Here is a 24,175-nt window from a genome sequence, read left to right on the forward strand (position 1 = left end):
GGCGCGCTGGCCCGGCGCTGAAGGGCACGGCGACGCATCCTGCATCGCGTCGTCGTGCGCCTTCGCGCGGGCCGTGCGGCCGTCCGGCCGATCGCGCGGAACCGCAACCGGTCCGACGCGCGGCGGGCCTTGCGGCCCGCACCGGCGGGTACTGCTTCTATCAACAGACTGTCGTTACGGACAGTGTTCGAGCGGGATTCGAACCCGCTACACACCGGCTTGCGCCGGCTGCTCTACCCGAATGAGCTACCGAACGGAGGGCGCCCCGGGATTCGAACCCGGGCGAAGTTCCAGTACGCGCCCGTTTGCCTTCGTCTGCCCATGGCGGCATGCGCGACCGCGACGAACCAGGTTCGGCGGCGGCGCACCAGCAGGGTTTTGTGAACCCTGGCTCGTGGGCCAGCGGGACATCCGGCACTTTCTATTTAGCGAGGAGCGTGCCAGCGCTCGGATTGATGCTCGAAAAATTTCTCAAGCCTTTGAAATAAAAGGAGAAATTATTTTTCGTGACGGGTGGGGTATGCACGTCCGGTCGTCGCGTGATGCGGAAAATCCGATACAATCGGATCGCCTATTATCTTGTGGGATAAACATGCGCAAGACCGTCGCGATCGGCTTTCTCGGCACGGTGCTCGACCAGGGCGGCGGCTCGCAGCGCCGCTGGCGCAACTGGCGGCCGACGATTTCGCTGTGCGAGCAGCGCGACACGCCGATCGACCGGCTCGAACTGCTGCACTCGCCGAACTACGCGCGGCTCGCGAACCGCGTGAAGCAGGATCTGGAGCGCGTGTCGCCGCACACCGACGTGCGGCTCATCCCGTTGGAGATTCGCGATCCATGGGATTTCGAGGAGGTCTACGCGACGCTGCACGATTTCGCCCGCGCCTACCCGTTCGATCTCGATCGCGAGGAGTACCTGATCCACATCACGACGGGCACGCACGTCGCGCAGATCTGCTGGTTCCTGCTGGCGGAGGCGCGCTACCTGCCTGCGCGTCTCGCGCAGACGGCGCCGCCGCAGAAGACCGACGAGGGGCCGAGCGGGCCCGGCACGATGTCGGTGATCGATCTCGACCTGTCGCGCTACAACCGGATCGCACAGCGCTTCACGCGCGAGCGCGACGAAACCGTGTCGTTCCTGAAGGCCGGCATCGCGACCCGCAACGCACGCTTCAATGCGTTGATCGAGCAACTGGAGCGCGTGGCCGTGCGTTCGCGCGCGCCGATGCTGCTGGTTGGGCCGACGGGCGCCGGCAAGTCGTTTCTCGCGAAGCGCGTGTACGAGCTGAAGCGCGGCCGCCATCGGCTTGCGGGGCCGTTCATCGAGATCAACTGCGCGACGCTGCGCGGCGACGCGGCGATGTCGACGCTGTTCGGTCACGTGAAGGGTGCGTTCACGGGCGCGCAGACGGCGCGGGCCGGGCTGCTGCGCGCGGCGGACGGCGGCTTGCTGTTTCTCGACGAGATCGGCGAACTCGGGCTCGACGAACAGGCGATGCTGCTGAAGGCGATCGAGGAGAAGCGCTTCCTGCCGGTCGGCGCGGACGTCGAGGCGACCAGCGATTTCGAGCTGATCGCGGGCACGCACCGCGACCTGCGGCAGATGGTGGCCGCCGGCACGTTCCGCGAGGATCTCTATGCGCGGATCAACCTGTGGACATACGAATTGCCGGGGCTGGCCGAGCGCCGCGAGGATATCGAACCGAACCTCGAATTCGAACTCGACCGTTTCGGCCGCGAGCAGGGCGAGCAGGTGCGGTTCAACGTCGAGGCGAAGCGGCGCTATCTCGCGTTCGCCGCGTCGCCCCGCGCGGCGTGGGCCGGCAACTTCCGCGAGCTGTCGGCATCGGTCACGCGGATGGCGACGCTGGCCGATGCGGGGCGGATCACCGAGGCGCTCGCCGAACAGGAAGTCGAACGGCTGACGCGCACGTGGTCGTCGCCGGGCGGCGCGAGTGCGTCCGATGCCTGCGTCGACGCGGTGTTCGGCGCGCGTGCGGCGGAACTCGACCTGTTCGACCGCGCGCAGCTCGAGCGCGTGCTCGACGTGTGCCGCGTGTCGGCCAGCCTGTCGGAAGCGGGGCGCACGCTGTTCGCGGTGTCGCGGCAGAGCAAGAAGCAGCCGAACGATGCGGACCGGCTGCGCAAGTATCTCGCGCGGTTCGGGCTGGATTGGGAAGGCGTGCGGCAGGCGCTCGACGGGGTGCGGTGAAGGGCCGGTAGGGGTGATGCCTTAACGGCGGCGGGCGTTCACGTGTGCCGTATCGTGTGCGAGAACTTCAGGAGCGTTGTCGTGATCGAGATTCCTTCGACTGTCAGGCCGCTATTTGTCGCGGCCGGTTGGCGCGGTGATGCAGAGGGCCGGGTGTCGTCGCACGATGGCGACCATCCGGGCGACACGATCCTGCGCGCGTTCGACGGGTTGATCGTGGGAACGGATCGCGCCGATCGCCGCGGGGAAACCTGCGCGCGGATGGGGCTCGCGTTTCATGCGCTGGCACACCAGGATCGCCAGATTGCCGCGTGGGAACAGGCGCTCGGGACGACGATGATCGGCGTTGCCGAGGACGATCTCGGGTACGTCGAGTTTTATGTCGATGCGCAGGGGCGTGTGTTCGCGACGAATTGCGTGGTCGACGGCGTGTATCTGTGCGGATTCACGTTCGGCGAAGCGGTCGAGCGGACGTTGTGCGGGCGGGTCGCGGTTCCGCTATTGCTCGACGAACGCGCGACGATCGCCTATTACGGCGGGGATCTGACGAGCGACGATCCCCGCGTGATGACGGCCGCGCAGCTCCTGGCCGGGCGCGACGGTTAGCGGCCGCGCCGTGATGCGGTTGCTCGCCCGGCCGTCCTTCAACCGGCCGCGGCTGCCTGCCGGAACGGCGCCAGGAATGCCCATTCCGGTTGCGCCGCTGCGACATCCGCGAGCCCGCGCGCGAACGCGTGCGCCGGCAGCCACGGATACCCGAACGCCGCGTGCAGCGCCTCGAGTTTCGCCGACTGCGGATCGTCGATCGTATCCATTCGTGCGATATGAATATGCAGCGCCGCAATCCGCGTGGCATGTTCGCTTTCGCCGTTGCCCGCGAACTGCCAGCGGTAGGTGCCATGCCCGATCCGCAACGCGCCGTTGTCCTTCTGCCGCATCACGACGAGCCACGACATCCCGCAGACGCCGTGTGAGTCGACTTCGGGTTCCGTGCAAACGTAATACGTCCGGCAGCGCTCGAACCGCTCGCCGAATTCCTCCACCAGCGTGCGTGCAATCGCGGCCGCGCCGGTCACGCGCGGCGGAAAATCGATATCGTCGTTCGCGAGCGAAAAGCTCAGCTCGGCATCGGCCGCGAAGCAGTCGGCGATCAGCGCGGACCGGTTCAGGTCCTTTGCGCGCAGATAGCATTCGAGCAGCGCGCGAACCGTTGCGGGATGAAGCGGGAAGGGCATGGACGAGCCTCCTGTATCGGGAAATCGGGCCGCATGCGCCGGCCGGCCTTGGCCGGGGGCGGATGTGCCTTTGCCGTATAATTTCGTTTCAAAGCTAAATTCGCATGACCGTACGGAGCGTCGAAGTCATGGCCAAGCAGCAAGAGGAGTCCGTTCTGACCATTACCAACCCGGCCTGCCTGATCGACGGCACGGACACGGAATTTCGCCATCTGATCAACGGGCTGCTGCCGTTCGCGGCCCGCCTGCTGTCGGTGCGCGACGGCTTCGGCTCGCTGATGGGCCTCACCGGCATCCAGTATTCGCTGCTCGTCTCGGTCGCGCATCTGTCGCACGACGACGTCGTGACCGTCAACCGCCTCGCCGATCACCTGCACCTGAGCGGCGCCTTCGTCACGATCGAGACCGGCAAGCTGAAGAAGCTCGGCCTGATCGACAAACGTTCGGATCCCGACGACAAGCGCAAGATGCGGCTCACGGTCACGCCGGCCGGCTCGAAGCTGCTGAAGGCCCTCGCCGACACGCAGCAGCGCATCAACAACGTGCTGTTCGAAGGTGTGACGAAGACCGAATTCAAGGCACTCTGCTCGGTGATCGACCGCCTCGTCACCAACGGCGATCGCGCAACGCTCGATCTCGCACACCTGATCGCGCGCCAGGAAAAAGGCTGACGCGCACGAGCCGCAGGCCCGCCCGCGATCGCCGGCCGGCCTGACGCATCGGCCATGCTCAGTGCGCGGCCCACTCGATCGTATTGAGGTCGACCCCTTCGAGATGCATGTCCCACAGCGGGCTCAGCGCACGCAGCTTGCCGACCGTGTCGCGCACCTGCGCGATCACGCTGTCCACTTCGGCTTCGGTCGTGAAGCGGCCGAGCGTGAAGCGGATCGAGCTGTGCGCGAGCTCGTCGCTGCGGCCCAGCGCGCGCAGCACGTACGACGGTTCCAGCGAGGCCGACGTGCACGCGGAGCCTGACGATACCGCGACACCCTTGATTCCCATGATCAGCGATTCGCCTTCGACGAAATTGAAGCTGACGTTCAGGTTGTGCGGAATCCGGCGAGCGAGATCGCCGTTCACGTAAACCTCGTCGAGCGTCGACAGGCCCGCCAGCAACCGGTCGCGCAATGCGCCGACGCGGCGGCTTTCTTCCACCATCTCCTTCTTCGCGAGCCGGAACGCCTCGCCCATCCCGACGATCTGGTGCGTCGGCAGCGTGCCCGAGCGCATCCCGCGCTCATGGCCGCCGCCGTGCATCTGCGCTTCGATCCGCACGCGCGGCTTGCGGCGCACGTACAGCGCGCCGATCCCCTTCGGGCCGTAGACCTTGTGCGCGGTCACCGTCAGCAGGTCGACGTTCAACGCATTCACGTCGACCGGAATCTTGCCGGCCGCCTGCACGGCATCGCAGTGGAACACGATGCCGCGCGCGCGGCACAGCGCGCCGATTTCGGCGACGGGCTGGATCACGCCCGTTTCATTGTTCGCGAGCATCACCGACACCAGGATCGTGTCGGCGCGCAGCGCCTGCTGCACCGTATCGAGATCGAGCAGGCCGTCTTCCCGGACGTCGAGATACGTGACGTCGAAGCCCTGGCGTTCGAGTTCGCGGCACGTATCGAGCACGGCCTTGTGCTCGGTCTTCACCGTGACGAGGTGCTTGCCCTTGCCCTGGTAGAAGTGCGCGGCGCCCTTGATCGCGAGGTTGTTGCCTTCGGTCGCGCCGGAGGTCCACACGATTTCGCGCGGATCGGCGCCGAGCAGTGCCGCGACGTGCGCGCGCGCTTCCTCGACGGCCTGTTCGGCGTCCCAGCCGTAGCTGTGGCTGCGTGAAGCCGGATTGCCGAACTGCTCGTGCAGGAACGGCACCATTTTGTCGACCACGCGCGGATCGACGGGCGTCGTCGCGCTGTAGTCCATGTAGATCGGACGGGATTGCATCGAAGCGGCTCCGGAAAGCGGTGTCTCCCGCGGGGCATGAAAGCCCCGCGGCACAGGGTAGCCGCAGTGTACGTGGACATTCGCGGGCGCCGCGCAACATCCATCACGCCAGTAGGGTTGTCTTTTAAACAAAGCTTTCAAGGTCAGGGTTTACGACAACTTGAACCCGCCTTTGTGTTTACATTTAATAAAAGCTAAATAACAAAGCTAAATGACGGTGCTTTGTTGGGCTGGATTCCGCAGCGGAATCCGGTGATGCAACCCAAGGAGGACGAGATGAGCGAGAACCATGCCGGAACCGGTGCGGGTGCCGACGCGCAGCGGCGCTTTCGCACTGCGCTGTCGATGTTCGCGACGGGCGTCGCGGTGATTACCGCCCCGCGCAAAGAGGGGGTGCCGATCGGCATCACGGTCGCGTCGTTCAATTCGGTGTCGCTGGATCCGCCGCTGATCCTGTTCTCGGTCGACCGTCGCAGCCTGAGCCTCGGCGACCTGGCCGGTGCAGGCGGCTATGCGGTCAACGTGCTCGACGAGACGCAGCAGCACCTGTCGAACAGCTTCGCGAAAGCGAACGGCGACAAGTGGGGCTGGCGGGCCGACGCGGCCGATGACGACGGCGCGGTGCTGCTGCCCGACGCGCTCGCGACATTCGAATGCGAACCCTATGCGCAGTACGACGGCGGCGATCACGTGATCTTCGTCGGCCGCGTGACGCGGCATTGCGCGCGCTCGGAAGGGCGCCCGCTGATCTTCTTCGGCGGCCGCTACCGCACGCTCGACGGCATGCACGCGCCGTCTGCCTGAATGCAACCCACGCTTCATTCCACCCTGGAGGACATCATGATCAAGAACGGAACTCAGCACATCGCGTCGCTGCGCGACGGACGGCAGGTCTACCTGAACGGCCAGCCGGTTGGCGACGTGACCGCACACGCGGCATTCCGCAATTCGATCCGCAGCTACGCAAGCTTGTACGACTACCAGGCGCGCGACGAGAACGTCGAGAAGATGACGTTCGTGTCACCCGACACGGGCAACCGCGTCAGCCGGATCTGGCAACTGCCGACGTCCTACGACGAACTCGTCGAACGCCGTGCCGCGATGGAGGCGTGGTCGGAGCTGCATTACGGCTTCATGGGCCGCTCGCCTGACCACGTCGCGTCGTGTCTGTCGGGTATGTATATGGGCGCCGACGTGTTCGAGCAATACGACCCGGCCCGCGCGGGCGCACTGCGCGACTACTACCGTTATGCACGCGACAACGACCTGTTCCTGACTTACGTGATCGTGAATCCGCAGGCGAACCAGTCGAAGGCCGCGCACGAGCAGGAGGACAAGTACCTCGCGGTCGGCATCGTCGATCAGGATGCCGAAGGCATCACGGTGCGCGGCGCGAAGATGCTCGCGACGAGCGGGATCATGGCGAACGAAGTGTTCTGCAGCTGCATCCAGCCGTTGCGCGAAGGGGACGAGATGTACGCGCTGTCGTTCGCGGTGCCGATGAACGCGAAGGGCATGAAGATCCTGTCGCGCAAGTCGTACGAGGAAAACGCGACGTCGGTGTTCGACAACCCGCTGTCGAGCCGCTTCGACGAAAACGACGCGGTGCTGTATTTCGACGACGTGAAGGTGCCGTGGGAACGGATCTTCGTCGCCGGCAACACGGCGATGTGCGCGAAACAGTTCCACGCGACGCCCGCGCACGTGTACCAGAACTACCAGTGCCAGGTACGGCTGATGACGAAGCTGCGCTTCCTCGTCGGGCTCGGCCTGAAGATCTCCGAGGTCAACGGCACGAATGCGTTCCCGCAGGTGCGCGAAACGCTGGGCCAGCTCGCGGCCGAAGCGTCGATGGTCGAGGCGTGGGTCTACGGGATGGAAGCGAAGGGCACCGTCGTCAACGGCTTCTACGTGCCCGACCGCAACATGCTGTACGGCTCGCAGGTCGTCACGCAGCAGCTCTATTCGAAGGTGCTCAACACGCTTCGCGAGCTCGCCGGCGGCGGAATGATCATGCTGCCGTCGAGCGTGCGCGACTTCGAGAACCCCGACCTGCTGCGCATCATCGAGAAGACGCAGAAGTCGCCGGTGTGCTCGTCCGAGGAGCGCGTGAAGTTCTTCAAGCTCGCGTGGGACGCGGTCGGCTCCGAATTCGCGTCGCGCCACAACCAGTACGAACTGTTCTATGCCGGCGCGTCGTTCGTCACGAAAGGGCACGCGTATCGCACGTACGACTGGCAGCGCGCGTCGCATCTGGTCGATTCGATGCTCGGCAGCTATTCGCTGAACCAGGAACTGTCGACGCCGCGCGCCGCCTGATGCGTCGCATCGCGCCCGACTTACCCGCTATCGCAACAGGAGAGACAGATGGCCATCAACAAGCTTCACGACGAATTCCATACGCTGGACATGCAGCGCGACTGGCGGCTGCCGGAAGGCTATGACCCGGCGTCCGGCGCGCAGGAACTGATCCTGTCCGGCGCGCTCGACACCGAGCGCAAGCGCGGCAGCCGCACGCGCCTGCTGCGCCTGCCGGCCGGGCTGCACACGAAGAAGCCGTTCGTCCACGACTACTGGGAAGAGGTGTTTCTCGTCGAGGGCGACCTGACCGTCGGCAACGACGAGCACGGCAACGGCGGCACGCCGTTCAACGGCTATACGTACGCGGTGCGTCCGCCCGGCGCATGGCATGGCCCGTTCAAGTCGAATGGCGGCTGCGTGCTGCTCGAGATCCACTACTACGACCCGGCGTAAGCGCGGCCGATCCATGACATACGGCGGGCGGCGGCGCATCCCGCGTGCGCTGCCCGCCACGAGGAGCATTCGATGAAAACCATCACGTTCGCGATCGACGGTCGCGACGGCCGCACCGAGCGCGCGATCGCGATCGACACGCTCGTGATCGCGGGCTGGACGGGCCGCGACACGGTCGCTATGGAGAAGCACATCCGCGAGCTGGAGGAACTCGGCGTCAAGCGCCCGGCGACGACGCCGGTGTTCTACCGCGTCGCGGCCGATCGTCTCGATCCGGCGCTCGCGATCCAGGTATCGGGCGGGCAGAGCAGCGGCGAAGCCGAGTTCGTGCTGGTGCGCGACGGCGGCGAGACTTTCGTCGGCATCGCGTCCGACCACACCGATCGTGAAGTCGAGACGTACGGGATCACGGTGTCGAAGCAGATGTGCGGCAAGCCGTGCGCGAACACGCTGTGGAAGTTCGACGACGTGGCCGGGCACTGGGATCAGCTCGTGCTGCGCGCGTACGCGACGATCGACGGCGAACGCGTGCTGTACCAGGAAGGCAAGGTGACCGCGATGCGCGCACCGGACGACCTGCTCGCGCAGTTTGCACGTCACGACGGCCGTTTCGTCGACGGCACCGCGATGCTGTGCGGCACGCTTGCGGCGATCGGCGGTATTCGGCCGGCCGAGCGGTTCGAGGTCGAGCTGGAGGATCCGGTGCTGGGCCGCACGATCCGGCACGCGTATGCGGTGGATGCGCTGCCTGTCGCGGGCTGACGCGTTCTCGACGAAAACACCGTCACGCGCGGCAGCTCGCGATGACCTTTGCGCGGGGCACCGTGCTTGCGCGATCCGGTAGCCACAACGAATCGTGGCACCGGTTCCGTTCGCAGTGGCCCTGCCGCCGGGCCTCTCGTCGGTGCGACAGGATCGCGCAAGCGGTTGGCGTCTCTTTGCTTGAATGGGGCGATCTGCGGGCACGACGGAAGACGTCGCTTGGCTTGGCAGTCTCCAAAAATGGCACTGGTCATCAAAAAAGATTTGATATATATCTATTCAACAAAGCTAAATGATGTGCCATCAAGGAGCGGCTGCCATGGCGAACTTGAACGACGAGCGCATTCTGTCCATCACCACCGGAGCGTGTCTGGTTGACGGGACGGATGCGGCGTTTCGGTGCCTGGTCAACGGGCTGTTGCCGTTCGCGGTGCGGTTGCAATCGGTGCGCGACGGTTTCGGTTCATTGATCGGGCTGACAGGCATCCAGTACTCGTTGCTGATCTCGATTGCCCATTTCTCGTCGGATGGTGCGGTGACGGTAGATCGTCTGGCGGACCAGTTGCACCTCAGTGTCGGGTACGTCACGGCCGAGACCGACAAGCTCAAGAAATACGGGCTGGTCGAAAAACAGCGCCGTCCGGAGGACAGGCGGCGAACGCTGTTGACGATCACGTCCGCCGGTTCACGGCTGCTTCGGGGGCTGGCGTGCCGGCAACAGGACATCAATAACGTACTGTTCGAGGGCGTCACATCGGCCGAATTCAAGGTGCTTTGCTCGCTGGTCGACCGCCTCGTGATCAATGGCGATCGGGCAACGCTCAATCTGAACCAGTATCTGGCGGACTTGGGAACGATCTGACCAGCGCATTCAGGCCGATGGCGAAGCGCCGTCGGGTCGCGCTGCCGCAGCTGGCAGGATCGGATGCGCGTGGCATCCCCCGTGTCCGCTGCAATGTCCTTGGTCGATTGGTTCGCACGCACGGATTCCACCGGTCACATCGCACACGCGATGAACAATGCAACGGCTCGCTCGCCGTGCATTGTTCGTGCATTCCTTTTTGCAGAATCGTCCGCCGTCAAAATTTCCTTGTGTACGTGAGCGCAACGTAATTGTTTTGCAAAAACGGGTTGGTCCCCGCACTCAGACCGGTTCCATTCACCTGCACACGCGGCGAGATGGCATACGCGAATGACAGCTCCGACTGCTTGTTCATCCGATACGTCGCACCAGCCGTGTAGGTGCGATTGAGCGTGATGGGAACGAGGAACGTAAATGCCGTATTCGCCGGTGTCACGAGCTGGTTCGTGATCTCGAAGCCGCCCCGCAACGTGAGCTTGTCAGTCACGTCGTATTGAACGCCGATGCGGTAAGCGTTGATATTGGTCAGGCCGAACCCCGGACCGTTCTCTGCACCGAGCGGCGCGGAGAAGGTGACCGGATTGCCGAGCACACGCGTGCTGCCGTAGTTGAAGCGAATCCAGTCGAACCCGATCAGCCACTTCGGCGTCGGACGGAAGGCGATGCCGATGCCGTATTGTTCCGGTTCGGCGAACCGGCCCCCGTCAGGGAAGATCGCGCGGTATTTGTGCCAGGGCGTGTAGCGGATCTTCGATGCGTAGAACGCACCCACCGACAGTTGAGACGTGATCTGGCTCATCCACCCGATCTTGAAGCCGTAGCCCGGCGTCCAGTTGCGACCCTGGTTCGGTAGCCCGGTCTGCACCTCGACACCTTCGACGTCGATGGTCGACAGTGCGCCGACCACGGACAATGCAATCGAGTGGTTCCGTTCCGTGCCGAAGCGATACGCGACGGTGGGCGCGACGTGCACGAAGACGCCTTGCGCAAACGTGTTCGAATTTCCCGGGATGCCGCCGTAGGGTGTTCGGTAACTCATCAATGCACCCGATGCCCAGGATGCCACCCCGAACACGAGCGACGGAGACAGCGACTTGACATAGCCGAATTCGGGCATCGGCACGATGCCCGTTCTCGTGTCGTATGTCGCTCCGTTGACTTGTGCGCCGCCGTGGATCGCGAACAAACCGCCGCCAATCTCCACCCGATCACCGGAAAACGCGATGCCGGCAGGGTTCTCTGCCGGTGCCAGCGCCGACTCTCCGGTCGCGATGCCGACGCCGCCCATCCCTTGCTCACGGGTGCCATAGCCGGTCGTATAAATTCCGGTGCTGGCGACACATACATTCGCCACGCCGGCCGATAGTGCCACGGCCAGCGAAATGACTTTACGCTGTTCCATCCTGTCTCACTTGTCCTGTTGTTGCTTTTATTCGGTTCGCAATAGCATTGCGACTTGCTATGTCGATATGGGCTTAATATGTTCGTAAATATGAATACGTAATCCTAATCATGATGATGAAGTGGATTTCCTGAACGATTGATCTGCAACGGAGGTCCTTGCTACGATGAAGCGATACCTATCGATTTCCACCCGTGGTGACGACGTCTACGCGAATGTCGGTTTCAGTCATGGCAGGAAGCCAAGACGCGGTGTATCGAGAAGACGATTGACCCGGATCGCGAGCGCGTCGCCACGCTCAGAGACCTGGCCCGGTTTCGCGTGTCGCCCGTGTGCGATCGAGCGCACTGCTTCTGCCTGACGATATCGAAAGCAGGCCAACGTCGTTGCCGGGAGGCTTGAGCCGTCGTGTCCCGACGCGAGCGAATGCCAGCAGAGGCGCGTTGTTGCTCCAGCGCGTCCGACACCATGCGGCGGCGTGCGTGGAGCAACCCATCCAGAATTCGCGACGGCCTACTCGGTCGGCATCGCGGGCGAAGGCGCCGTAAGCGTGATGGCCAACGTCAGGTGCTCGAACATCCACCGTCCGGCTCGCCGTGTCATCCGGCCGATCAGCTTTGCGCAACCGAGGATCTCGACGGGGCGCCGATCCATGCCGAACTTCACGACGTATCCATGAATCACTGGCGCATCGTTGCTGCCTTCCACAACGAAGTTGGTCACGGTATGCATCGCGCCGTTCTCGGCTCCCTTGTCGATATGGCTCTGAATGAATGCTTCGATTTCCGCGCGCCCGTGGAACGCGCCATAGATCGCTTCGAACTGGCCGTCCTGGGTGAAGCACTCGGCCCATGCGCGCGCATTGTGACCGTCGAGCGCCTGATAAGCGCGCGCGACGGCTTCCTGGACTTCAAGTTTGGTTTCTGCCGATAACGTCATGTTGATTCTCCTTGGGGGTGGCTTCAGGCGGGTGCACGAGCAGCGCTTTGCCAGAACTGTTCGAGCACATCGTTGAAAGGTTTGCCGATCCGCTGTACTGCGTGCGTCGAGCCGGGGAAGACTGCTCGTTGTGCACTCAGCGCTGCAGCCAGCGTGTCGCAGATCGCTTCGAACACCGGGCTGCACTGCCCCGAGACGATCAACTTCGGGAACCGGGCGCGCTTGAGCTGCGCGAGCGGAATGTAGGTTGCCCACGGTGTCTCGGTCTTCAGGTTGGCCGTTGCCGCAGCAAGCCCCGGCGGAAGCGGCGAGGGCAGTTGCAACGGCATCTGCAGCGCGGCGGCAAATCCGTCGAGGAAGGTGGCGGCGTTTGCAGTCGACGAGCTGGCCCAGTGCCTTTGCATCGCCAGCGATGCTTCGGCCACGACCGGATGGCCCGCCGCGTTGGGGAATGCCGGTGGTTCGATGAGTGTGAGTGAACGAACACGATCCGGCGCGAGTGCCGCGGCACGCGCTGAAATGACGCCGCCCATCGATGTGCCAACCACATGCGCGCCGTCTTCCAGCAGTTCGACGATATCCAGCGCGTCCGCTTCGGGATCGACGCAGGTGATCGGCGGATTGTTGCCGTATCCGCGTCGATTCACGATGACCAGCCTGACCCGCTCGGCCAGCGAACGCTGTTCCGAAAAGGCCGCTCGCCCGTCGTTCAGGCTGCCGTGAACCATCACGACCCGGTCGCCGTGGTCGCCCAGTGTCTCGATATCGAATTTCATTGCCTTTGTCCCCATCACGTTGAATTCGCTCGTGACGGCGCCGAAGCATGTGATTGCCTCAGCGCACCACGATTCAGGAGAATTGCGGTGCCGTTTCAGCGGTGGTTGGCCGAAACAGCCAGGTGCGCAATTTCTGAAGACAGGGTAGGTGGCCGGAAATCCGTGAACTATCGGAAACGCGAAGACTTGCTATCGGAATCGCGCAATTCGCAGCAACGTGATGGAGGCGACCGGACGCATCGCCCCGTTGAGCCGGGAGCGGCACAGGGCAGGCGCAGGTGAGGACGTGGCGTCAGGCCGAATGGGTGGCGCGCGACGCGGGGCGCAGCTGCGTTCAGAAGGAGGGGGGCAGGAGCGGGTGCCCGGTCTCGCCTATTTGTTCAGGACTTCGGAGGGCTTTTTTCCGTAGCGACGCTTGAAACTCGTCGAGAACTCGCCAAGATGGGTGAAGCCGCACTGGAGCGCGACATCCGTCACGGACGTGCCGCCCGGTGCGGCAAAAGCAAGCGATTCGTACGCACGTTCGAGGCGCCGGGTACGCAGCCACTGGGCGGGCGTCACGCCAAGATCTCGCTGGAAGCCCAGTTGCATGCTGCGCAGGCTGACGTTGCATGCGCGGGCGACTTCGCTGAGTCTGACGGGCTCGCCAAGGCGCTCGAGCATGTATGTCATGGCTCGCCGGATCTGTGCAGCAGGCGCCCGCTGTTGATTCGCGTTGATCGACGCGCTGAAATTGTGGGGTTGTGCCAGAAGGAGTGTTTCGATCAACAGCTCTTCGATCTGAACGAAAAGGCGCGGGTGAGCGTGCGCGTTGTCGAGTGCGGTCAGGCCCACGGCGGTTTCAATGAGCGTCAGCCAGGGCGTGGGCAGCTCGACTAATGAAAGGTTGAAATGCACGGGCTCGAAGGTGGTCTTCCCCAGCATGCTCGCGCAGACCGACTCGACTCGCCGTCGATCCAGACGCAGCATGAGCTGGTCAAAACGCGCGCCGATATCAAGCTTGAAGTCGTGGTACGGTCCGACGATCGTGCCGCACCCCCTGGATAAGGGGGCCATCGACGAACCATAAGAGAAGCTGGCTTTCCCGCCCAGCGGGATCGAAACGATGAATGTGTCTTCTTCCGGCATGGCCGGTACGATCGTGACATCGCCACCGTAAAGTAACCGGCTGAGCGATAACGGCCCCATTGGCAGGTGATGAAGACGCGCGGCAATCCGTCCCTGCCGACGCCTCAGAACGAGCTGGTGCGGGCGAAGCGCTTCGGCACAGCCGCGTACGACAGCGTCCGGGTCTTCACTGGCGAGCATGAGGTGCTCGGCCTGGAAGAGATTATCGGCAATTCTCGATATGGACGTGCTCATCGACTCGCTCCATCGTCGGTGGTCCTGACCGATCGCTCATGCGTTCTGGCGTTCGCTGTTTTGCGGCCGTTGGCGCTGATCCAGGCCTGATGTTTCTCGGTGATTGGCGGCGCAGGTCGGTGTAGAGGGCTTCGCCGGCAGGCGCCGCGGCAGACGTCATGCGGCCGCGTGCGTCAGCGCTGCTGCACGGCCACGCGCAGCCCGAGCGCGATGAAGATCGAGCCGATGATCTTCCCCTGCCGGCGCGTGAGCCACGTGAGCCGCTTCACGAGGCGGCCGAGCGGGCGGATCGAGCACGCGATCAGCGTCGTGTAGAGCGAACTGAGCACGACGAAGATCAGCCCGAGCACCGCGAACTGCACGAACGTCGAGCCGCGTTCCGGATGCACGAACTGCGGCATGAACGCGAGGAAGAACAGCGCGGTCTTGGGATTCAGCACTTCGGCGGGAATCGCCTGCAGGTACGCCTTGAGCGGCGTGACGGGCGCCACGCTCGGCAGCGACGGATCGGATGGTTTCTCCAGCAGCGCGCGCACGCCGAGATAGATCAGGTAGGCGGCGCCGACCACCTTCACGACGTTGAACGCGAGTGCCGACGTCATCAGCAGCGCCGACAGGCCGACGGCCGCGAACAACGTATGCACGAAGTCGCCGCTCGCGACGCCGAGGCCGGTCAGGATGCCGGTCTTGCGGCCGCCCTGCACGGTGCGGCTCAGCACCAGCAGCACGGCGGGGCCGGGGATCAGGAACAGGCCCAGGACGACGGCCGTGAAGGTGGTCAGCGTGGTCAGGTCGAACATGGCGGCTCCGGGAGGTGGGCGCAGCGGCGGGGGATCGGGGCATTGTATTCGCTTCGGCGTGCGGTTGCAGACGCGGCACGGGCAGCGGCCCAGTGGCAGGGCCGCGCCGGCGCCTTTCTGGTATAAGCACGAAAGAGCGCGCGGGCAGCGCGTCCGGCTTCCTCCATCGTCCACCGTTTCATGCGCAAGCTTCCATCGACCACCGATCCCGCAGCGGATGACGACGTCTTCCACGTGCCGCGCACGCTCGTCGTGTTCGGCGGCTCGGTCGTCGAGCCCGAATGGCGGCTGGAGCGGCACAGCCATCCACAGGCGCAACTGCTCTACACGCTCAGCGGCGTCATCTATTGTGAGATCGACGGCGGCGTGTGGAGCGCGCCGCCGCAATGCACGGTGTGGATTCCGGGCCGCGTCCCGCATGCGGCGCGCGGCTCGGCCGGCGCGACGTTCTACTCGGTGCTGGTCGAACCGGACGCCGCACTCGACCTGCCCGCGCGGTGCTGCACGCCGTCGGTGTCGCCGCTGCTGCGCGAACTGCTGCTGAAGGCGGCGAGCTTTCCGAACCTGTACGACGTCGACGGGCCGCAGGGGCGGTTGATGGCCACGCTGCTCGACGAACTCGTCGCGGCGCCGGTCGAGGATCTGTATCTGCCGATGCCGGCCGATCGCCGGCTGCGCAAGCTGATCGACCATCTGCTCGACGACCCGGCCGACAAGTCGCCGCTGCCCGAACTCGCGCGGCGCGCGGGCATCAGCGAGCGCAGCCTGACGCGGCTCGCGGCGAAGGAGCTCGGGATGAGCCTCGGCGACTGGCGCCGGCGGCTGCACGTCGCGCTGTCGCTGCGGATGCTGACGACCGGCCGCCGTGTACACCAGATCGCGATCGACCTCGGCTACGAGAGCGCGAGCAGCTTCGTGACGATGTTCCGCAAGGCGACCGGCAAGTCGCCGACGCAATTCCTGACCGACCGGCAACGCTGAACGTTGACGTCCGCGCGGCCATCCGTGCGCGATTGGCCGGATTGAGCAAGCGGTTGGCCGGGACGATAAATGACGCGATGGGCCTCGATCCATAAAATGAGAATCGTTCTCATATGGGGGCCGACATGCAGATCGTCACAACTGAATTCCCGTTTGTCTGGTTGCGTTACACCGGTTCGACGCACACCGATCCCGCCCGTCTGATCGCCGAACTCGACGCGCTGCTGGCGCGTCGGAAACCGTTCGTTCTTCTGACTGACGATGCGCCGTCCGGCGACGATCGCGGCACGGACGATCACGAGTTGCGCAAGCAGCTCGCGAAGTGGAGCAAGGCCAACCGCGCGCAGTCGTGCGAATGGATCCCCGCGATGATTGCGATCGAGCCGGACGCATCGCGGCGCGTGGCGCTCAACGCCTTCTCGGGCGCGTTCGAGAAGGTGTGGGGTTATCCGCTGAAGGCGACCGAAAACCGCGACGATGCACTCGCGCTGGCGCAGCGGCTGCTCGACGAACCGGCGCGCGGCGCCGTGGCGGCGAACGGCTGAACCGTCCGCCGCGCCGGCGGCGCGGCGTTCCTCGACACGCATGCACGGTGCGCAAGCGCGCGCCGCGGCATGCGGCAAACATGCAGGTGTGTCCGGTGGACAATCCGATCCGCGCGATGCGCATCTTCACGCGCATCGTCGAAATGAACAGCTTTACGCGTGCCGCGCAGGCGCTCGGCATTTCGCGCGCCACCGCGACGCGGACCGTGCAGGAACTCGAAACGGCGCTCGGCATGCCTTTGCTGGTGCGTACGACGCGCGCGCTGCGGGCGACGCCCGAAGGCGACGCGTATTACCGGCGCTGCGTGCGCATCACGGCGGATGTCGACGACCTCGAAGCCAGCATCCGCGGTGCCGCGCTGCATCCGAGCGGGCCGCTGCGCGTCGAGCTGCCGGCGGCCGTGGCGGCCGCGATCGTGCTGCCGGCGTTCGGCGAGTTTCATGCACGGCATCCCGACCTGGTGCTGACGTTGGGCGTGTCAGGGCGCGCGGCCGATCGCGTCGGCGACGCGATTGACTGCAGCGTCCGGCTCGGCGAGCTGCCCGATTCGTCGCTCGTCGCGCGCCGGCTCGGCATGCTCGAGCGCGTGACCTGCGCGAGTCCCGCGTATCTCGACCGTCACGGCACCCCGCGCACGCTCGACGATCTGGCCGTGCATCGCGCGGTCAGCGCGCCGTCCATTCCGGGCCAGCGCACGGCTGAACTCGATTTCCTCGTCGATGGCGCGGAGCGCAAGGTGCGGCTCGACGGAATCGTCAGCGTGGACGACGAGCAGGCGTATCTGGCGTGCGGCGTGCACGGCCTCGGGTTGATCCAGCCGCCGCGCGTCGCCGCGCAGCCGCTGATCGACGCGGGGCGGTTGCGGGAAGTGTTGTCGCGGTGGCAGCCGGCGGCGATGCCCGTGTCGGCGGTGTATGTGAAACGTCCGCATGTGTCGCCCGGCGTGCGCGCGTTCGTCGACTGGATCGTGGAGCGGTTCGATGCGGCGGTGAGCGGCCATGCGGGCCTGGTCACCGCACGGGTGTGGCGGCCGACGGTGGACGTTGTGGACGGTGTTGATCGGGTGGATACGGAGGTGGTCCCGGTTTGAGCGGCGAGCATCGAAGGCGGGTTCAATCGTTTGCAAGGTGGAACGCGGGGCCCATGCGTTCCTGCTCGCGGGCGGAAAGCCCGAGTCTTGTCGCCAGTGTTCTCCATTGACCGACGATGTTGCGGAAGCTGTCGACGATCTCGTCCGCTGTACCCAGGTCCAGTCGAAAATACTCGCATACCTCGCGCGCCAGTTCGAGGTCGAGCGCATTGTCGGCTTCGGTGATGTTGAGCTTGAGGCCATCAGCAGCGGCGACGGGATTCATGTCGTAGGCAGCAGATCGACAAGCGTTGAGCCCCTCTTACCCTCCCAACTCACCGGCCAGAAAGTCCACGAACGCCCGAATGCGCGTGGACATCTGGTGCCGCTGCGCATACACCGCATAGATATCGGCGCTTGGCGTCTCGTGGTCGGGCAGCACGACGACCAGGCGGCCGTCGGCGAGATAGTCGCGCAGGTCCCATTCCGCGCGCATCAGGATCCCGTGCCCGTCGAGCGCCCATTTCACGGCGATCTCGCCGTCGTTCGTCGTCAGGTTGCCGTTGATCCGCACGGCTTCCGTGTGGCGTGCCGTGCCGCGCCCGCTCGTCAGGCGCCAGACGCCGTAACCTTCGTCCCCCTGCCGGATGCCGATGCAGTTGTGCCGCGTCAGGTCGTGCGGCGTGACGGGGGTGCCGTGCTGCGCGAGATACGCGGGCGCCGCGCACAGCAGCCGGCGGTTCGGCGCGAGCCGCCGCGCGACGACGCGCGTATCGGGCGGCTCGCCGAAGCGGATGCACACGTCGAACGCGTCGTCGGTGAGCGGCGGCGGCATCACCGACAACTGCAGTTGTACCGACACCTCCGGATAACGCGCGACGAAGCGCGAGATCGCGGGGCCGACTTGGTTGCGCCCGAAACCGAGCGTCGCGTTCACGCGCAGCAGCCCCTTCGGGCGCTGCTTCGCGCTGCCGAGCAGTTCGCCGAGTTCGTCCATCTGGTCGAGGATCCGGCGCGCGTAGTCGAGATACACGTCACCTTCCGGCGTCAGCATCATTCGCCGCGTCGTGCGGTTCACGAGCGGCACGCCCGCGCGCCGCTCCATCTGCGTGAGCCGCTTGCTGACGGCCGCCGCGGTCAACCCGAGTTCGCGCGCGGCCGCGCTCAGGCTGCCCGACGCGGCGAGCGTCGAGAAGAAGCCGAGATCGGCCGGCTGGACGGTATCCGCCATGACGGGATTCGTGAATTAGAGTTAAAGATGCTTTGAGTTTAGCACCGGTTCCAGCACTTCTGGTTCGGTAAAGTGCATCCACGCTTACGATCAATCGAGGATGTCCGCATGAAGACCTACCGTATCGCGACGATTCCCGGCGACGGCATCGGCAAGGAAGTGGTGCCGGCCGGCAAGCAGGTGCTGGAAGCGCTGGCCCGCGGCAGCGACCGCTTTGGGTTCGAGTTCGAGGATTTCGACTGGGGCGCCGATTACTACCGCCAGCACGGCGCGATGATGCCGGCCGATGGTCTCGACGCATTGCGCGGCAAGGACGCGATCCTGTTCGGCTCGGCGGGCGACCCCGACGTGCCCGATCACGTGACGCTGTGGGGGCTGCGCCTGAAGATCTGTCAGGGCTTCGACCAGTATGCGAACGTGCGCCCGACGCGCATCCTGCCCGGCATCGACGCGCCGCTGAAGCGCTGCGGGCCCGACGACCTGAACTGGGTGATCGTCCGCGAGAACTCCGAAGGCGAATACGCGGGCGTCGGCGGCCGCGTGCACCAGGGCCATCCGATCGAGGTTGCGACCGACGTATCAATCCTCACGCGCGCCGGCGTCGAACGCATCATGCGCTTTGCGTTCCGGCTCGCACAGTCGCGTCCGCGCAAGCTGTTGACCGTGATCACAAAGAGCAACGCGCAGCGGCACGCGATGGTGATGTGGGACGAGATCGCGAAGCAGGTCGCGCAGGAATTCCCCGACGTGACGTGGGACAAGGAGCTCGTCGATGCGGCGACCGCGCGCATGGTCAACCGGCCGGCGTCGCTCGACACGATCGTCGCGACCAACCTGCATGCGGACATCCTCAGCGATCTCGCCGCCGCGCTCGCCGGCAGCCTCGGCATTGCGCCGACCGGCAACATCGATCCCGAGCGCCGCTATCCGTCGATGTTCGAACCGATCCACGGTTCTGCGTTCGACATCATGGGCAAGGGGCTCGCGAATCCGGTCGGCACGTTCTGGTCGGTCGTGATGCTGCTCGAGCACCTTGGCGAAACGGAAGCCGCCGCGCGCGTGATGCAGGCGATCGAGGCGGTGACGGCCGACCCGTCGCTGCACACGCGCGATCTCGGCGGCAGTGCGACGACTGCACAGGTGACTGCGGCCGTCTGCGAGCGCGTCGCTAACGCGGCGGTCGCAGCCTGATGACGAGGGCGGCAATGGGCATGCCGGCCGCGACGTAGCGGCTAACGGCAGCGCGCTTGCGCAACCGGTAACCGGCCGTCGCCCGTTCATCGTTCCCCGGATTTTCCTGCCCCGAGACTCGCGCATCCGACGCGAGCCGGGCGTCGGCCCGCCCGCTTCGCGGTGGCGCCGGCGAGCATTCACAGACAGAGCACGGCTCGACCTCGAAGGAGGAGACACATGCAAGCGGATCTGGAAACCCGCGTCGCGCGGAAACTGATGTGGCGCATCATTCCGTTCGTGATGCTGCTTTACTTCGTCAGCTTTCTCGATCGCGTCAACGTCGGCTTCGCCGCGATGACGATGAACAAGGCGATCGGCCTGTCGCCGACCGCGTTCGGGTTCGGCGGCGGCCTGTTCTTCATCGGCTACTTCCTGTTCGAAGTGCCGTCCAACCTGATTCTTCATCGCGTCGGCGCGCGTATCTGGATCGCGCGCGTGATGATCACGTGGGGCATCGTGTCGGCCGTGTCCGCATTCGCGGCCGGGCCGACGAGCTTCTACGTGCTGCGCTTCCTGCTCGGCGTGGCCGAAGCCGGATTCTTCCCCGGCATCATCCTGTACCTGAGCCTGTGGTTTCCAGCGAAGCAGCGTGCGGTGGCGGCTGCGTGGTTCATGGCGGCCGCGCCGATCTCGACCGCAATCGGTTCGCCGCTGTCGGGCGCGATCATGCAGATGCCACCGATGTTCGGGCTCGCGGACTGGCAGATGCTGTACATCATCGAAGCGCTGCCGGCGGTCGTGCTCGGCTTCGTCGTGCTCAGGTGCCTGATCGATTCGCCGTCGCAGGCCGCGTGGCTGCGCGCGGACGAGCGCGACTGGCTGATCGTGAAGCTGAAAGCCGAAGCCGATGCGCGCCACACGCATGCCGGGCATACGGCCGGCGCGTGGCAGGCGCTGCGCGATCCACGCGTGCTGGCGCTTGCGCTGATCTACTTCGGTACGTCGGCGGGGCTGTACACGCTCGGCCTGTGGGCGCCGCTGATGGTCAAGCAGTTCGGCTTCACCGCGTTGCAGACGGGCTTGCTCACCGGGATCCCGAGCATCGCGGCCGTCGTCGCGATGATCGGGTGGGCGCGGCATTCGGATCGTACCGGCGAGCGTACGTGGCACGTCGTGATTCCGTGCGTGCTTGCATGCATCGGCTTCGTGTTCGCGGGGCAGGCGAGCACCGCGCTGCTGACCGTGCTCGCGCTGGTCGTCGTCAACATCGGGATCAGCGCGGCGAAGGCGCCGCTGTGGGCGATGCCGAGCGCATTCCTGTCGGGCGCCGGCGCGGCAGCGGGCATCGCGATGATCAACTCGATCGGCAATCTCGGCGGGTTCGTCGGGCCGTTCGCGATCGGCTGGCTGAAGCACGTGACGGGCGGGTATGCCGCGGGGCTCTATGTGGTGGCGGGCACGCTCGCGGTGTCGGCGGTCGTTACGCTGATGCTGAGCCGCAAGGGGGCACGCGGGCAGGTCGTGTCGGGCGTGCAGCACCATCATTGATGGCGGGGCATGCCTGGACGCGGCGAGTGCACGGGAGCCGTGCGGCCGCTGATACACTCGAGCGCACGGGCCGGCATTCTCGCCGCGCCCGATACGGAGACGACGAGCCGGATGGAACCGATCACCGACGCATTCGCGCAGCACTTTGCGCAGGAATGGATCGACGCATGGAACGCGCACGATCTCGACCGCATCCTGTCGCACTACGATGATGCCTTCGTCATGCATTCGCCGATGATCGTGCGGATCGCGGGCGAGCCGAGCGGATGCCTGCGCGGCAAGGATGCGGTGCGCGCGTACTGGGCGAAGGCGCTGCAACTCATTCCGGACCTGCGTTTCGAGTTCATTTCGGTGCTGGCGGGCGTGGATAGCGTCGCCATTCACTATCGCGGCGCAAATGGACGCGGCGCGGTCGAGGTGTTCCACTTCGGTGCCGGCGATCGCGTGCACGAGGCATTCGCCCACTACGCGGCGTGAGGCGGCGGCAGCGAATCGTTCGCAAGGGCCTCGCCGTTATGCGTTTGATGCGTGGACGCCTTGCGCAATCTCCCGCGCACATGCATCGGCCGACGCCTTCGATGTATCGATCACGCAATCGCTGAACGCCCGCGCCGCATACCCTTCGCGATACATCTCGGCAACACGTTGGCGCTCCCAGTCCGTCAGCGCGCGCGAGCCGCGATTCGACGAGGCGACCGCTTCAGGTGGCGCGAGCGTCACGACGAACAACCGTGCATCACGCGCATCGCAGGCCGCACGCAGCCGCTCGAACACCGTTTCGCCGATCGGATAGGCGATGACCAGATGACGCTCGCGAGCGATGGCGATCTGCGTGACGAGACGTTCGAGCGCGATGGCCCACTGCACGTCGAACGGTGCATCTTCGGGCGCATCGTGATCGTCGCCGTCGATGAAGCGCGCATCGGGCAGCACGCGCGCGAGCGCGAGACCGATCGTCGTCTTGCCGCTGTTGATCGGGCCGTTCAGGTGGATGACGGTAAGGGCGGTCATGAGTCGGCGCTGGAATCGGAAGACTCGCAGCTTGCCATGACTGGCGCGGCGGTGCAGTACCGTTGATCCGTCACGCGGGGCGACGCGATGAGCGGAAGCGGGAAAGCGGAAAGGCGGGGGAGAGAAGAAGCGGCAGACTGCGCGCGTGATGATGCCTAACGCATGCAGCCTGCCCGGCCGTGCCGCATTCGACGATGCGACACGGCGTCGAGCGAAGCGACTTACTTGTCGTCGCCCTTGATCTGCGGCAGCGCCGACGTTTCACCCGGCGTCAGCAGGCCGACTTGCGAATACACGCGCAGCTTGTCGCGCGTATCGGTGATGTCGAGGTTGCGCATCGTCAGCTGGCCGATCCGGTCGCGCGGCGAGAACGTCGAGGCAACCTTCTCCATCGACAGGCGTTCCGGCTGGTACGTGAGGTTCGGCGACTTCGTGCTCAGGATCGAGTAGTCGTTGCCGCGGCGCAGTTCGATCTTCACTTCGCCGGTGATCGCGCGCGCAACCCAGCGCTGTGCGGTTTCACGCAGCATGATCGCCTGCGGGTCGAACCAGCGGCCCTGGTACAGCAGGCGGCCGAGGCGGCGGCCGTTCTCGCGGTACTGCTCGATCGTGTCTTCGTTGTGGATGCCGGTGACGAGACGCTCGTACGCGATGTACAGCAGCGCGAGGCCCGGGGCTTCGTAGATGCCGCGGCTCTTCGCCTCGATGATGCGGTTCTCGATCTGGTCGCTCATGCCGAGGCCGTGGCGGCCGCCGATGCGGTTCGCTTCCAGCAGCAGCTCGACCGGGTCGGTGAACTCGACGCCATTCAGCGCGACCGGCTGGCCCGCTTCGAAGCGCACCGTCACTTCTTCCGCGGCGATCTTCACGTCGTCGCGCCAGAACGCGACGCCCATGATCGGGTTCACGATCTTGATGCCGCTTTCGAGGCTTTCCAGATCCTTCGCTTCGTGCGTCGCGCCGAGCAGGTTCGAATCGGTCGAGTAGGCCTTCTCGGCCGACATCTTGTACGCGAAACCGGCCTGGTTCATGAATTCGGACATTTCGGCACGGCCGCCGAGCTCGTCGATGAACGTCTGGTCGAGCCACGGCTTGTAGATCTTCAGATCCGGGTTCACGAGCAGGCCGTAGCGGTAGAAGCGCTCGATGTCGTTGCCCTTGTACGTGCTGCCGTCGCCCCAGATGTTGACGCCGTCTTCCTTCATCGCGGCGACGAGCATCGTGCCCGTCACGGCGCGGCCGATCGGCGTGGTATTGAAGTACGTGACGCCGGCCGTCGTGATGTGGAACGCGCCGCTTTGCAGCGCTGCGATGCCTTCGGCGACGAGCTGCGCGCGGCAGTCGATCAGGCGGGCGCCGGCTGCGCCGTATTCGATCGCGCGTTTCGGGATCGCGTCGTAATCGTCTTCGTCGGGCTGGCCGAGGTTCGCCGTGTATGCGTACGGGACGGCGCCCTTGAGTTTCATCCAGTGCAGCGCTGCGCTGGTGTCCAGGCCGCCGGAGAAGGCGATACCGACCTTCTGGCCGGTCGGGAGGCTTTCGAGAATCGTGCTCATAGGAATAACCGTGGA

25 protein-coding genes and 1 tRNA gene are annotated in these 24,175 nt (G+C 65.2%); 14 read left to right on the forward strand and 12 right to left on the reverse strand.

Features of this window, described 5'->3' with window-relative positions:
• Positions 1–183 precede the first annotated feature (183 nt).
• A tRNA-Cys gene (locus BDO18943_RS27180) sits at positions 184–256 on the reverse strand.
• Positions 257–592: 336 nt separating this feature from the next.
• Here BDO18943_RS27180 and rtcR point away from each other — a divergent pair.
• Both rtcR and BDO18943_RS27190 read left to right on the forward strand, forming a co-directional pair.
• Entirely contained in the window at positions 593–2,212 is a 1,620-nt protein-coding gene (gene rtcR, locus BDO18943_RS27185; RefSeq protein ID WP_175024782.1) for an RNA repair transcriptional activator RtcR, read from the forward strand.
• A gap of 81 nt (positions 2,213–2,293) precedes the next feature.
• A complete protein-coding gene (locus tag BDO18943_RS27190) occupies positions 2,294–2,818 on the forward strand; it encodes an SUKH-3 domain-containing protein (RefSeq protein WP_175024783.1) in 525 nt (174 codons plus the stop codon).
• Between the two features lie 38 nt (positions 2,819–2,856).
• Here BDO18943_RS27190 and BDO18943_RS27195 read toward each other — a convergent pair whose 3' ends face one another.
• A complete protein-coding gene (locus tag BDO18943_RS27195; protein WP_175024784.1) occupies positions 2,857–3,447 on the reverse strand; it encodes a nuclear transport factor 2 family protein in 591 nt (196 codons plus the stop codon).
• Positions 3,448–3,575: 128 nt separating this feature from the next.
• Here BDO18943_RS27195 and BDO18943_RS27200 point away from each other — a divergent pair, with 128 nt between their 5' ends.
• Positions 3,576–4,118, forward strand: a complete 543-nt coding sequence (locus tag BDO18943_RS27200; RefSeq protein WP_043178107.1) for a MarR family winged helix-turn-helix transcriptional regulator — start codon at positions 3,576–3,578, stop codon at positions 4,116–4,118.
• Between the two features lie 58 nt (positions 4,119–4,176).
• Here BDO18943_RS27200 and BDO18943_RS27205 read toward each other — a convergent pair whose 3' ends face one another.
• Positions 4,177–5,388 (reverse strand): IscS subfamily cysteine desulfurase, encoded by a 1,212-nt coding sequence (locus BDO18943_RS27205; protein WP_175024785.1) that lies wholly within the window; start codon positions 5,386–5,388, stop codon positions 4,177–4,179.
• Between the two features lie 255 nt (positions 5,389–5,643).
• Between BDO18943_RS27205 and BDO18943_RS27210 the strand changes: the two genes are divergently transcribed.
• The 5 genes from BDO18943_RS27210 to BDO18943_RS27230 all read left to right on the forward strand — a co-directional run bounded on the left by BDO18943_RS27210 (position 5,644) and on the right by BDO18943_RS27230 (position 9,766).
• Complete coding sequence (locus BDO18943_RS27210; protein WP_205187747.1) at positions 5,644–6,192, forward strand: flavin reductase family protein; 549 nt, start codon at positions 5,644–5,646, stop codon at positions 6,190–6,192.
• Positions 6,193–6,228: 36 nt separating this feature from the next.
• Entirely contained in the window at positions 6,229–7,707 is a 1,479-nt protein-coding gene (locus BDO18943_RS27215) for a 4-hydroxyphenylacetate 3-hydroxylase family protein (RefSeq protein ID WP_175024786.1), read from the forward strand.
• 48 nt (positions 7,708–7,755) lie between these two features.
• Positions 7,756–8,142: a cupin gene (locus BDO18943_RS27220; protein WP_089453518.1), complete on the forward strand. Its 387-nt coding sequence runs from the start codon at positions 7,756–7,758 to the stop codon at positions 8,140–8,142.
• A gap of 72 nt (positions 8,143–8,214) precedes the next feature.
• Positions 8,215–8,904: a DUF2848 domain-containing protein gene (locus BDO18943_RS27225; protein WP_175024787.1), complete on the forward strand. Its 690-nt coding sequence runs from the start codon at positions 8,215–8,217 to the stop codon at positions 8,902–8,904.
• Positions 8,905–9,223: 319 nt separating this feature from the next.
• Entirely contained in the window at positions 9,224–9,766 is a 543-nt protein-coding gene (locus BDO18943_RS27230) for a MarR family winged helix-turn-helix transcriptional regulator (protein WP_175024788.1), read from the forward strand.
• Positions 9,767–9,983: 217 nt separating this feature from the next.
• On the opposite strand, the gene BDO18943_RS27235 is transcribed toward BDO18943_RS27230, so the two are convergent.
• The 5 genes from BDO18943_RS27235 to BDO18943_RS27255 form a co-directional block, all read right to left on the reverse strand.
• Complete coding sequence (locus tag BDO18943_RS27235) at positions 9,984–11,168, reverse strand: OmpP1/FadL family transporter (protein ID WP_175024789.1); 1,185 nt, start codon at positions 11,166–11,168, stop codon at positions 9,984–9,986.
• A gap of 513 nt (positions 11,169–11,681) precedes the next feature.
• Positions 11,682–12,107 (reverse strand): nuclear transport factor 2 family protein, encoded by a 426-nt coding sequence (locus BDO18943_RS27240; protein WP_175024790.1) that lies wholly within the window; start codon positions 12,105–12,107, stop codon positions 11,682–11,684.
• A 23-nt stretch (positions 12,108–12,130) separates the two neighbouring features.
• Positions 12,131–12,883 (reverse strand): alpha/beta fold hydrolase, encoded by a 753-nt coding sequence (locus BDO18943_RS27245; RefSeq protein WP_186248553.1) that lies wholly within the window; start codon positions 12,881–12,883, stop codon positions 12,131–12,133.
• A gap of 372 nt (positions 12,884–13,255) precedes the next feature.
• Positions 13,256–14,245 carry an AraC family transcriptional regulator gene (locus BDO18943_RS27250; protein WP_175024791.1) on the reverse strand — a complete coding sequence of 330 codons (990 nt, stop codon included), beginning with the start codon at positions 14,243–14,245 and terminating at the stop codon, positions 13,256–13,258.
• Positions 14,246–14,418: 173 nt separating this feature from the next.
• Positions 14,419–15,045, reverse strand: a complete 627-nt coding sequence (locus BDO18943_RS27255; RefSeq protein WP_175024792.1) for a LysE family translocator — start codon at positions 15,043–15,045, stop codon at positions 14,419–14,421.
• A gap of 180 nt (positions 15,046–15,225) precedes the next feature.
• Between BDO18943_RS27255 and BDO18943_RS27260 the strand changes: the two genes are divergently transcribed.
• The 3 genes from BDO18943_RS27260 to BDO18943_RS27270 all read left to right on the forward strand — a co-directional run bounded on the left by BDO18943_RS27260 (position 15,226) and on the right by BDO18943_RS27270 (position 17,662).
• On the forward strand, positions 15,226–16,026 hold the full coding sequence (locus BDO18943_RS27260; protein WP_175024793.1) for an AraC family transcriptional regulator: 801 nt from the start codon (positions 15,226–15,228) through the stop codon (positions 16,024–16,026).
• Between the two features lie 125 nt (positions 16,027–16,151).
• Positions 16,152–16,571: a type 1 periplasmic-binding domain-containing protein gene (locus BDO18943_RS27265; RefSeq protein ID WP_175024794.1), complete on the forward strand. Its 420-nt coding sequence runs from the start codon at positions 16,152–16,154 to the stop codon at positions 16,569–16,571.
• A gap of 95 nt (positions 16,572–16,666) precedes the next feature.
• A complete protein-coding gene (locus BDO18943_RS27270) occupies positions 16,667–17,662 on the forward strand; it encodes a LysR family transcriptional regulator (protein WP_235996202.1) in 996 nt (331 codons plus the stop codon).
• A 22-nt stretch (positions 17,663–17,684) separates the two neighbouring features.
• Here BDO18943_RS27270 and BDO18943_RS27275 read toward each other — a convergent pair whose 3' ends face one another.
• Positions 17,685–17,927 carry a hypothetical protein gene (locus tag BDO18943_RS27275; RefSeq protein WP_235996203.1) on the reverse strand — a complete coding sequence of 81 codons (243 nt, stop codon included), beginning with the start codon at positions 17,925–17,927 and terminating at the stop codon, positions 17,685–17,687.
• Between the two features lie 36 nt (positions 17,928–17,963).
• Positions 17,964–18,872 (reverse strand): LysR substrate-binding domain-containing protein, encoded by a 909-nt coding sequence (locus BDO18943_RS27280; protein ID WP_175024795.1) that lies wholly within the window; start codon positions 18,870–18,872, stop codon positions 17,964–17,966.
• Positions 18,873–18,980: 108 nt separating this feature from the next.
• On the opposite strand from BDO18943_RS27280, the gene BDO18943_RS27285 reads away from it, so the two are divergent.
• From BDO18943_RS27285 to BDO18943_RS27295, 3 genes are all read left to right on the forward strand, one after another.
• The gene (locus BDO18943_RS27285; RefSeq protein ID WP_043178082.1) at positions 18,981–20,063 is read left to right on the forward strand and encodes a tartrate dehydrogenase; all 1,083 of its coding nucleotides are present in this window, start codon (positions 18,981–18,983) and stop codon (positions 20,061–20,063) included.
• A 219-nt stretch (positions 20,064–20,282) separates the two neighbouring features.
• Positions 20,283–21,593, forward strand: a complete 1,311-nt coding sequence (locus BDO18943_RS27290; RefSeq protein WP_175024796.1) for an MFS transporter — start codon at positions 20,283–20,285, stop codon at positions 21,591–21,593.
• Positions 21,594–21,704: 111 nt separating this feature from the next.
• Positions 21,705–22,070, forward strand: a complete 366-nt coding sequence (locus tag BDO18943_RS27295; protein WP_175024797.1) for a nuclear transport factor 2 family protein — start codon at positions 21,705–21,707, stop codon at positions 22,068–22,070.
• A gap of 36 nt (positions 22,071–22,106) precedes the next feature.
• Here the strand turns inward: BDO18943_RS27295 and BDO18943_RS27300 are convergent, their stop codons facing one another.
• Positions 22,107–22,604, reverse strand: a complete 498-nt coding sequence (locus tag BDO18943_RS27300) for a shikimate kinase (RefSeq protein ID WP_175024798.1) — start codon at positions 22,602–22,604, stop codon at positions 22,107–22,109.
• Positions 22,605–22,825: 221 nt separating this feature from the next.
• Complete coding sequence (gene argG, locus BDO18943_RS27305) at positions 22,826–24,160, reverse strand: argininosuccinate synthase (RefSeq protein WP_031399031.1); 1,335 nt, start codon at positions 24,158–24,160, stop codon at positions 22,826–22,828.
• Between the last annotated feature and the right edge of the window lie 15 nt (positions 24,161–24,175).

The sequence above is a fragment of the Burkholderia aenigmatica genome, from assembly GCF_902499175.1.
Lineage (GTDB): Bacteria > Pseudomonadota > Gammaproteobacteria > Burkholderiales > Burkholderiaceae > Burkholderia > Burkholderia aenigmatica.

What these genes read in the sequence shown, in the direction of transcription:
- rtcR (WP_175024782.1), top strand. Translation starts at nt 593, where the DNA reads ATGCGCAAGACCGTCGCGATCGGCTTTCTCGGCACGGTGCTCGACCAG.
- BDO18943_RS27195 (WP_175024784.1), bottom strand. Translation starts at nt 3,447, where the DNA reads ATGCCCTTCCCGCTTCATCCCGCAACGGTTCGCGCGCTGCTCGAATGC.
- BDO18943_RS27200 (WP_043178107.1), top strand. Translation starts at nt 3,576, where the DNA reads ATGGCCAAGCAGCAAGAGGAGTCCGTTCTGACCATTACCAACCCGGCC.
- BDO18943_RS27205 (WP_175024785.1), bottom strand. Translation starts at nt 5,388, where the DNA reads ATGCAATCCCGTCCGATCTACATGGACTACAGCGCGACGACGCCCGTC.
- BDO18943_RS27210 (WP_205187747.1), top strand. Translation starts at nt 5,644, where the DNA reads ATGCAACCCAAGGAGGACGAGATGAGCGAGAACCATGCCGGAACCGGT.
- BDO18943_RS27215 (WP_175024786.1), top strand. Translation starts at nt 6,229, where the DNA reads ATGATCAAGAACGGAACTCAGCACATCGCGTCGCTGCGCGACGGACGG.
- BDO18943_RS27220 (WP_089453518.1), top strand. Translation starts at nt 7,756, where the DNA reads ATGGCCATCAACAAGCTTCACGACGAATTCCATACGCTGGACATGCAG.
- BDO18943_RS27225 (WP_175024787.1), top strand. Translation starts at nt 8,215, where the DNA reads ATGAAAACCATCACGTTCGCGATCGACGGTCGCGACGGCCGCACCGAG.
- BDO18943_RS27230 (WP_175024788.1), top strand. Translation starts at nt 9,224, where the DNA reads ATGGCGAACTTGAACGACGAGCGCATTCTGTCCATCACCACCGGAGCG.
- BDO18943_RS27235 (WP_175024789.1), bottom strand. Translation starts at nt 11,168, where the DNA reads ATGGAACAGCGTAAAGTCATTTCGCTGGCCGTGGCACTATCGGCCGGC.
- BDO18943_RS27240 (WP_175024790.1), bottom strand. Translation starts at nt 12,107, where the DNA reads ATGACGTTATCGGCAGAAACCAAACTTGAAGTCCAGGAAGCCGTCGCG.
- BDO18943_RS27245 (WP_186248553.1), bottom strand. Translation starts at nt 12,883, where the DNA reads ATGAAATTCGATATCGAGACACTGGGCGACCACGGCGACCGGGTCGTG.
- BDO18943_RS27250 (WP_175024791.1), bottom strand. Translation starts at nt 14,245, where the DNA reads ATGAGCACGTCCATATCGAGAATTGCCGATAATCTCTTCCAGGCCGAG.
- BDO18943_RS27255 (WP_175024792.1), bottom strand. Translation starts at nt 15,045, where the DNA reads ATGTTCGACCTGACCACGCTGACCACCTTCACGGCCGTCGTCCTGGGC.
- BDO18943_RS27260 (WP_175024793.1), top strand. Translation starts at nt 15,226, where the DNA reads ATGCGCAAGCTTCCATCGACCACCGATCCCGCAGCGGATGACGACGTC.
- BDO18943_RS27265 (WP_175024794.1), top strand. Translation starts at nt 16,152, where the DNA reads ATGCAGATCGTCACAACTGAATTCCCGTTTGTCTGGTTGCGTTACACC.
- BDO18943_RS27275 (WP_235996203.1), bottom strand. Translation starts at nt 17,927, where the DNA reads ATGAATCCCGTCGCCGCTGCTGATGGCCTCAAGCTCAACATCACCGAA.
- BDO18943_RS27280 (WP_175024795.1), bottom strand. Translation starts at nt 18,872, where the DNA reads ATGGCGGATACCGTCCAGCCGGCCGATCTCGGCTTCTTCTCGACGCTC.
- BDO18943_RS27285 (WP_043178082.1), top strand. Translation starts at nt 18,981, where the DNA reads ATGAAGACCTACCGTATCGCGACGATTCCCGGCGACGGCATCGGCAAG.
- BDO18943_RS27290 (WP_175024796.1), top strand. Translation starts at nt 20,283, where the DNA reads ATGCAAGCGGATCTGGAAACCCGCGTCGCGCGGAAACTGATGTGGCGC.
- BDO18943_RS27295 (WP_175024797.1), top strand. Translation starts at nt 21,705, where the DNA reads ATGGAACCGATCACCGACGCATTCGCGCAGCACTTTGCGCAGGAATGG.
- BDO18943_RS27300 (WP_175024798.1), bottom strand. Translation starts at nt 22,604, where the DNA reads ATGACCGCCCTTACCGTCATCCACCTGAACGGCCCGATCAACAGCGGC.
- argG (WP_031399031.1), bottom strand. Translation starts at nt 24,160, where the DNA reads ATGAGCACGATTCTCGAAAGCCTCCCGACCGGCCAGAAGGTCGGTATC.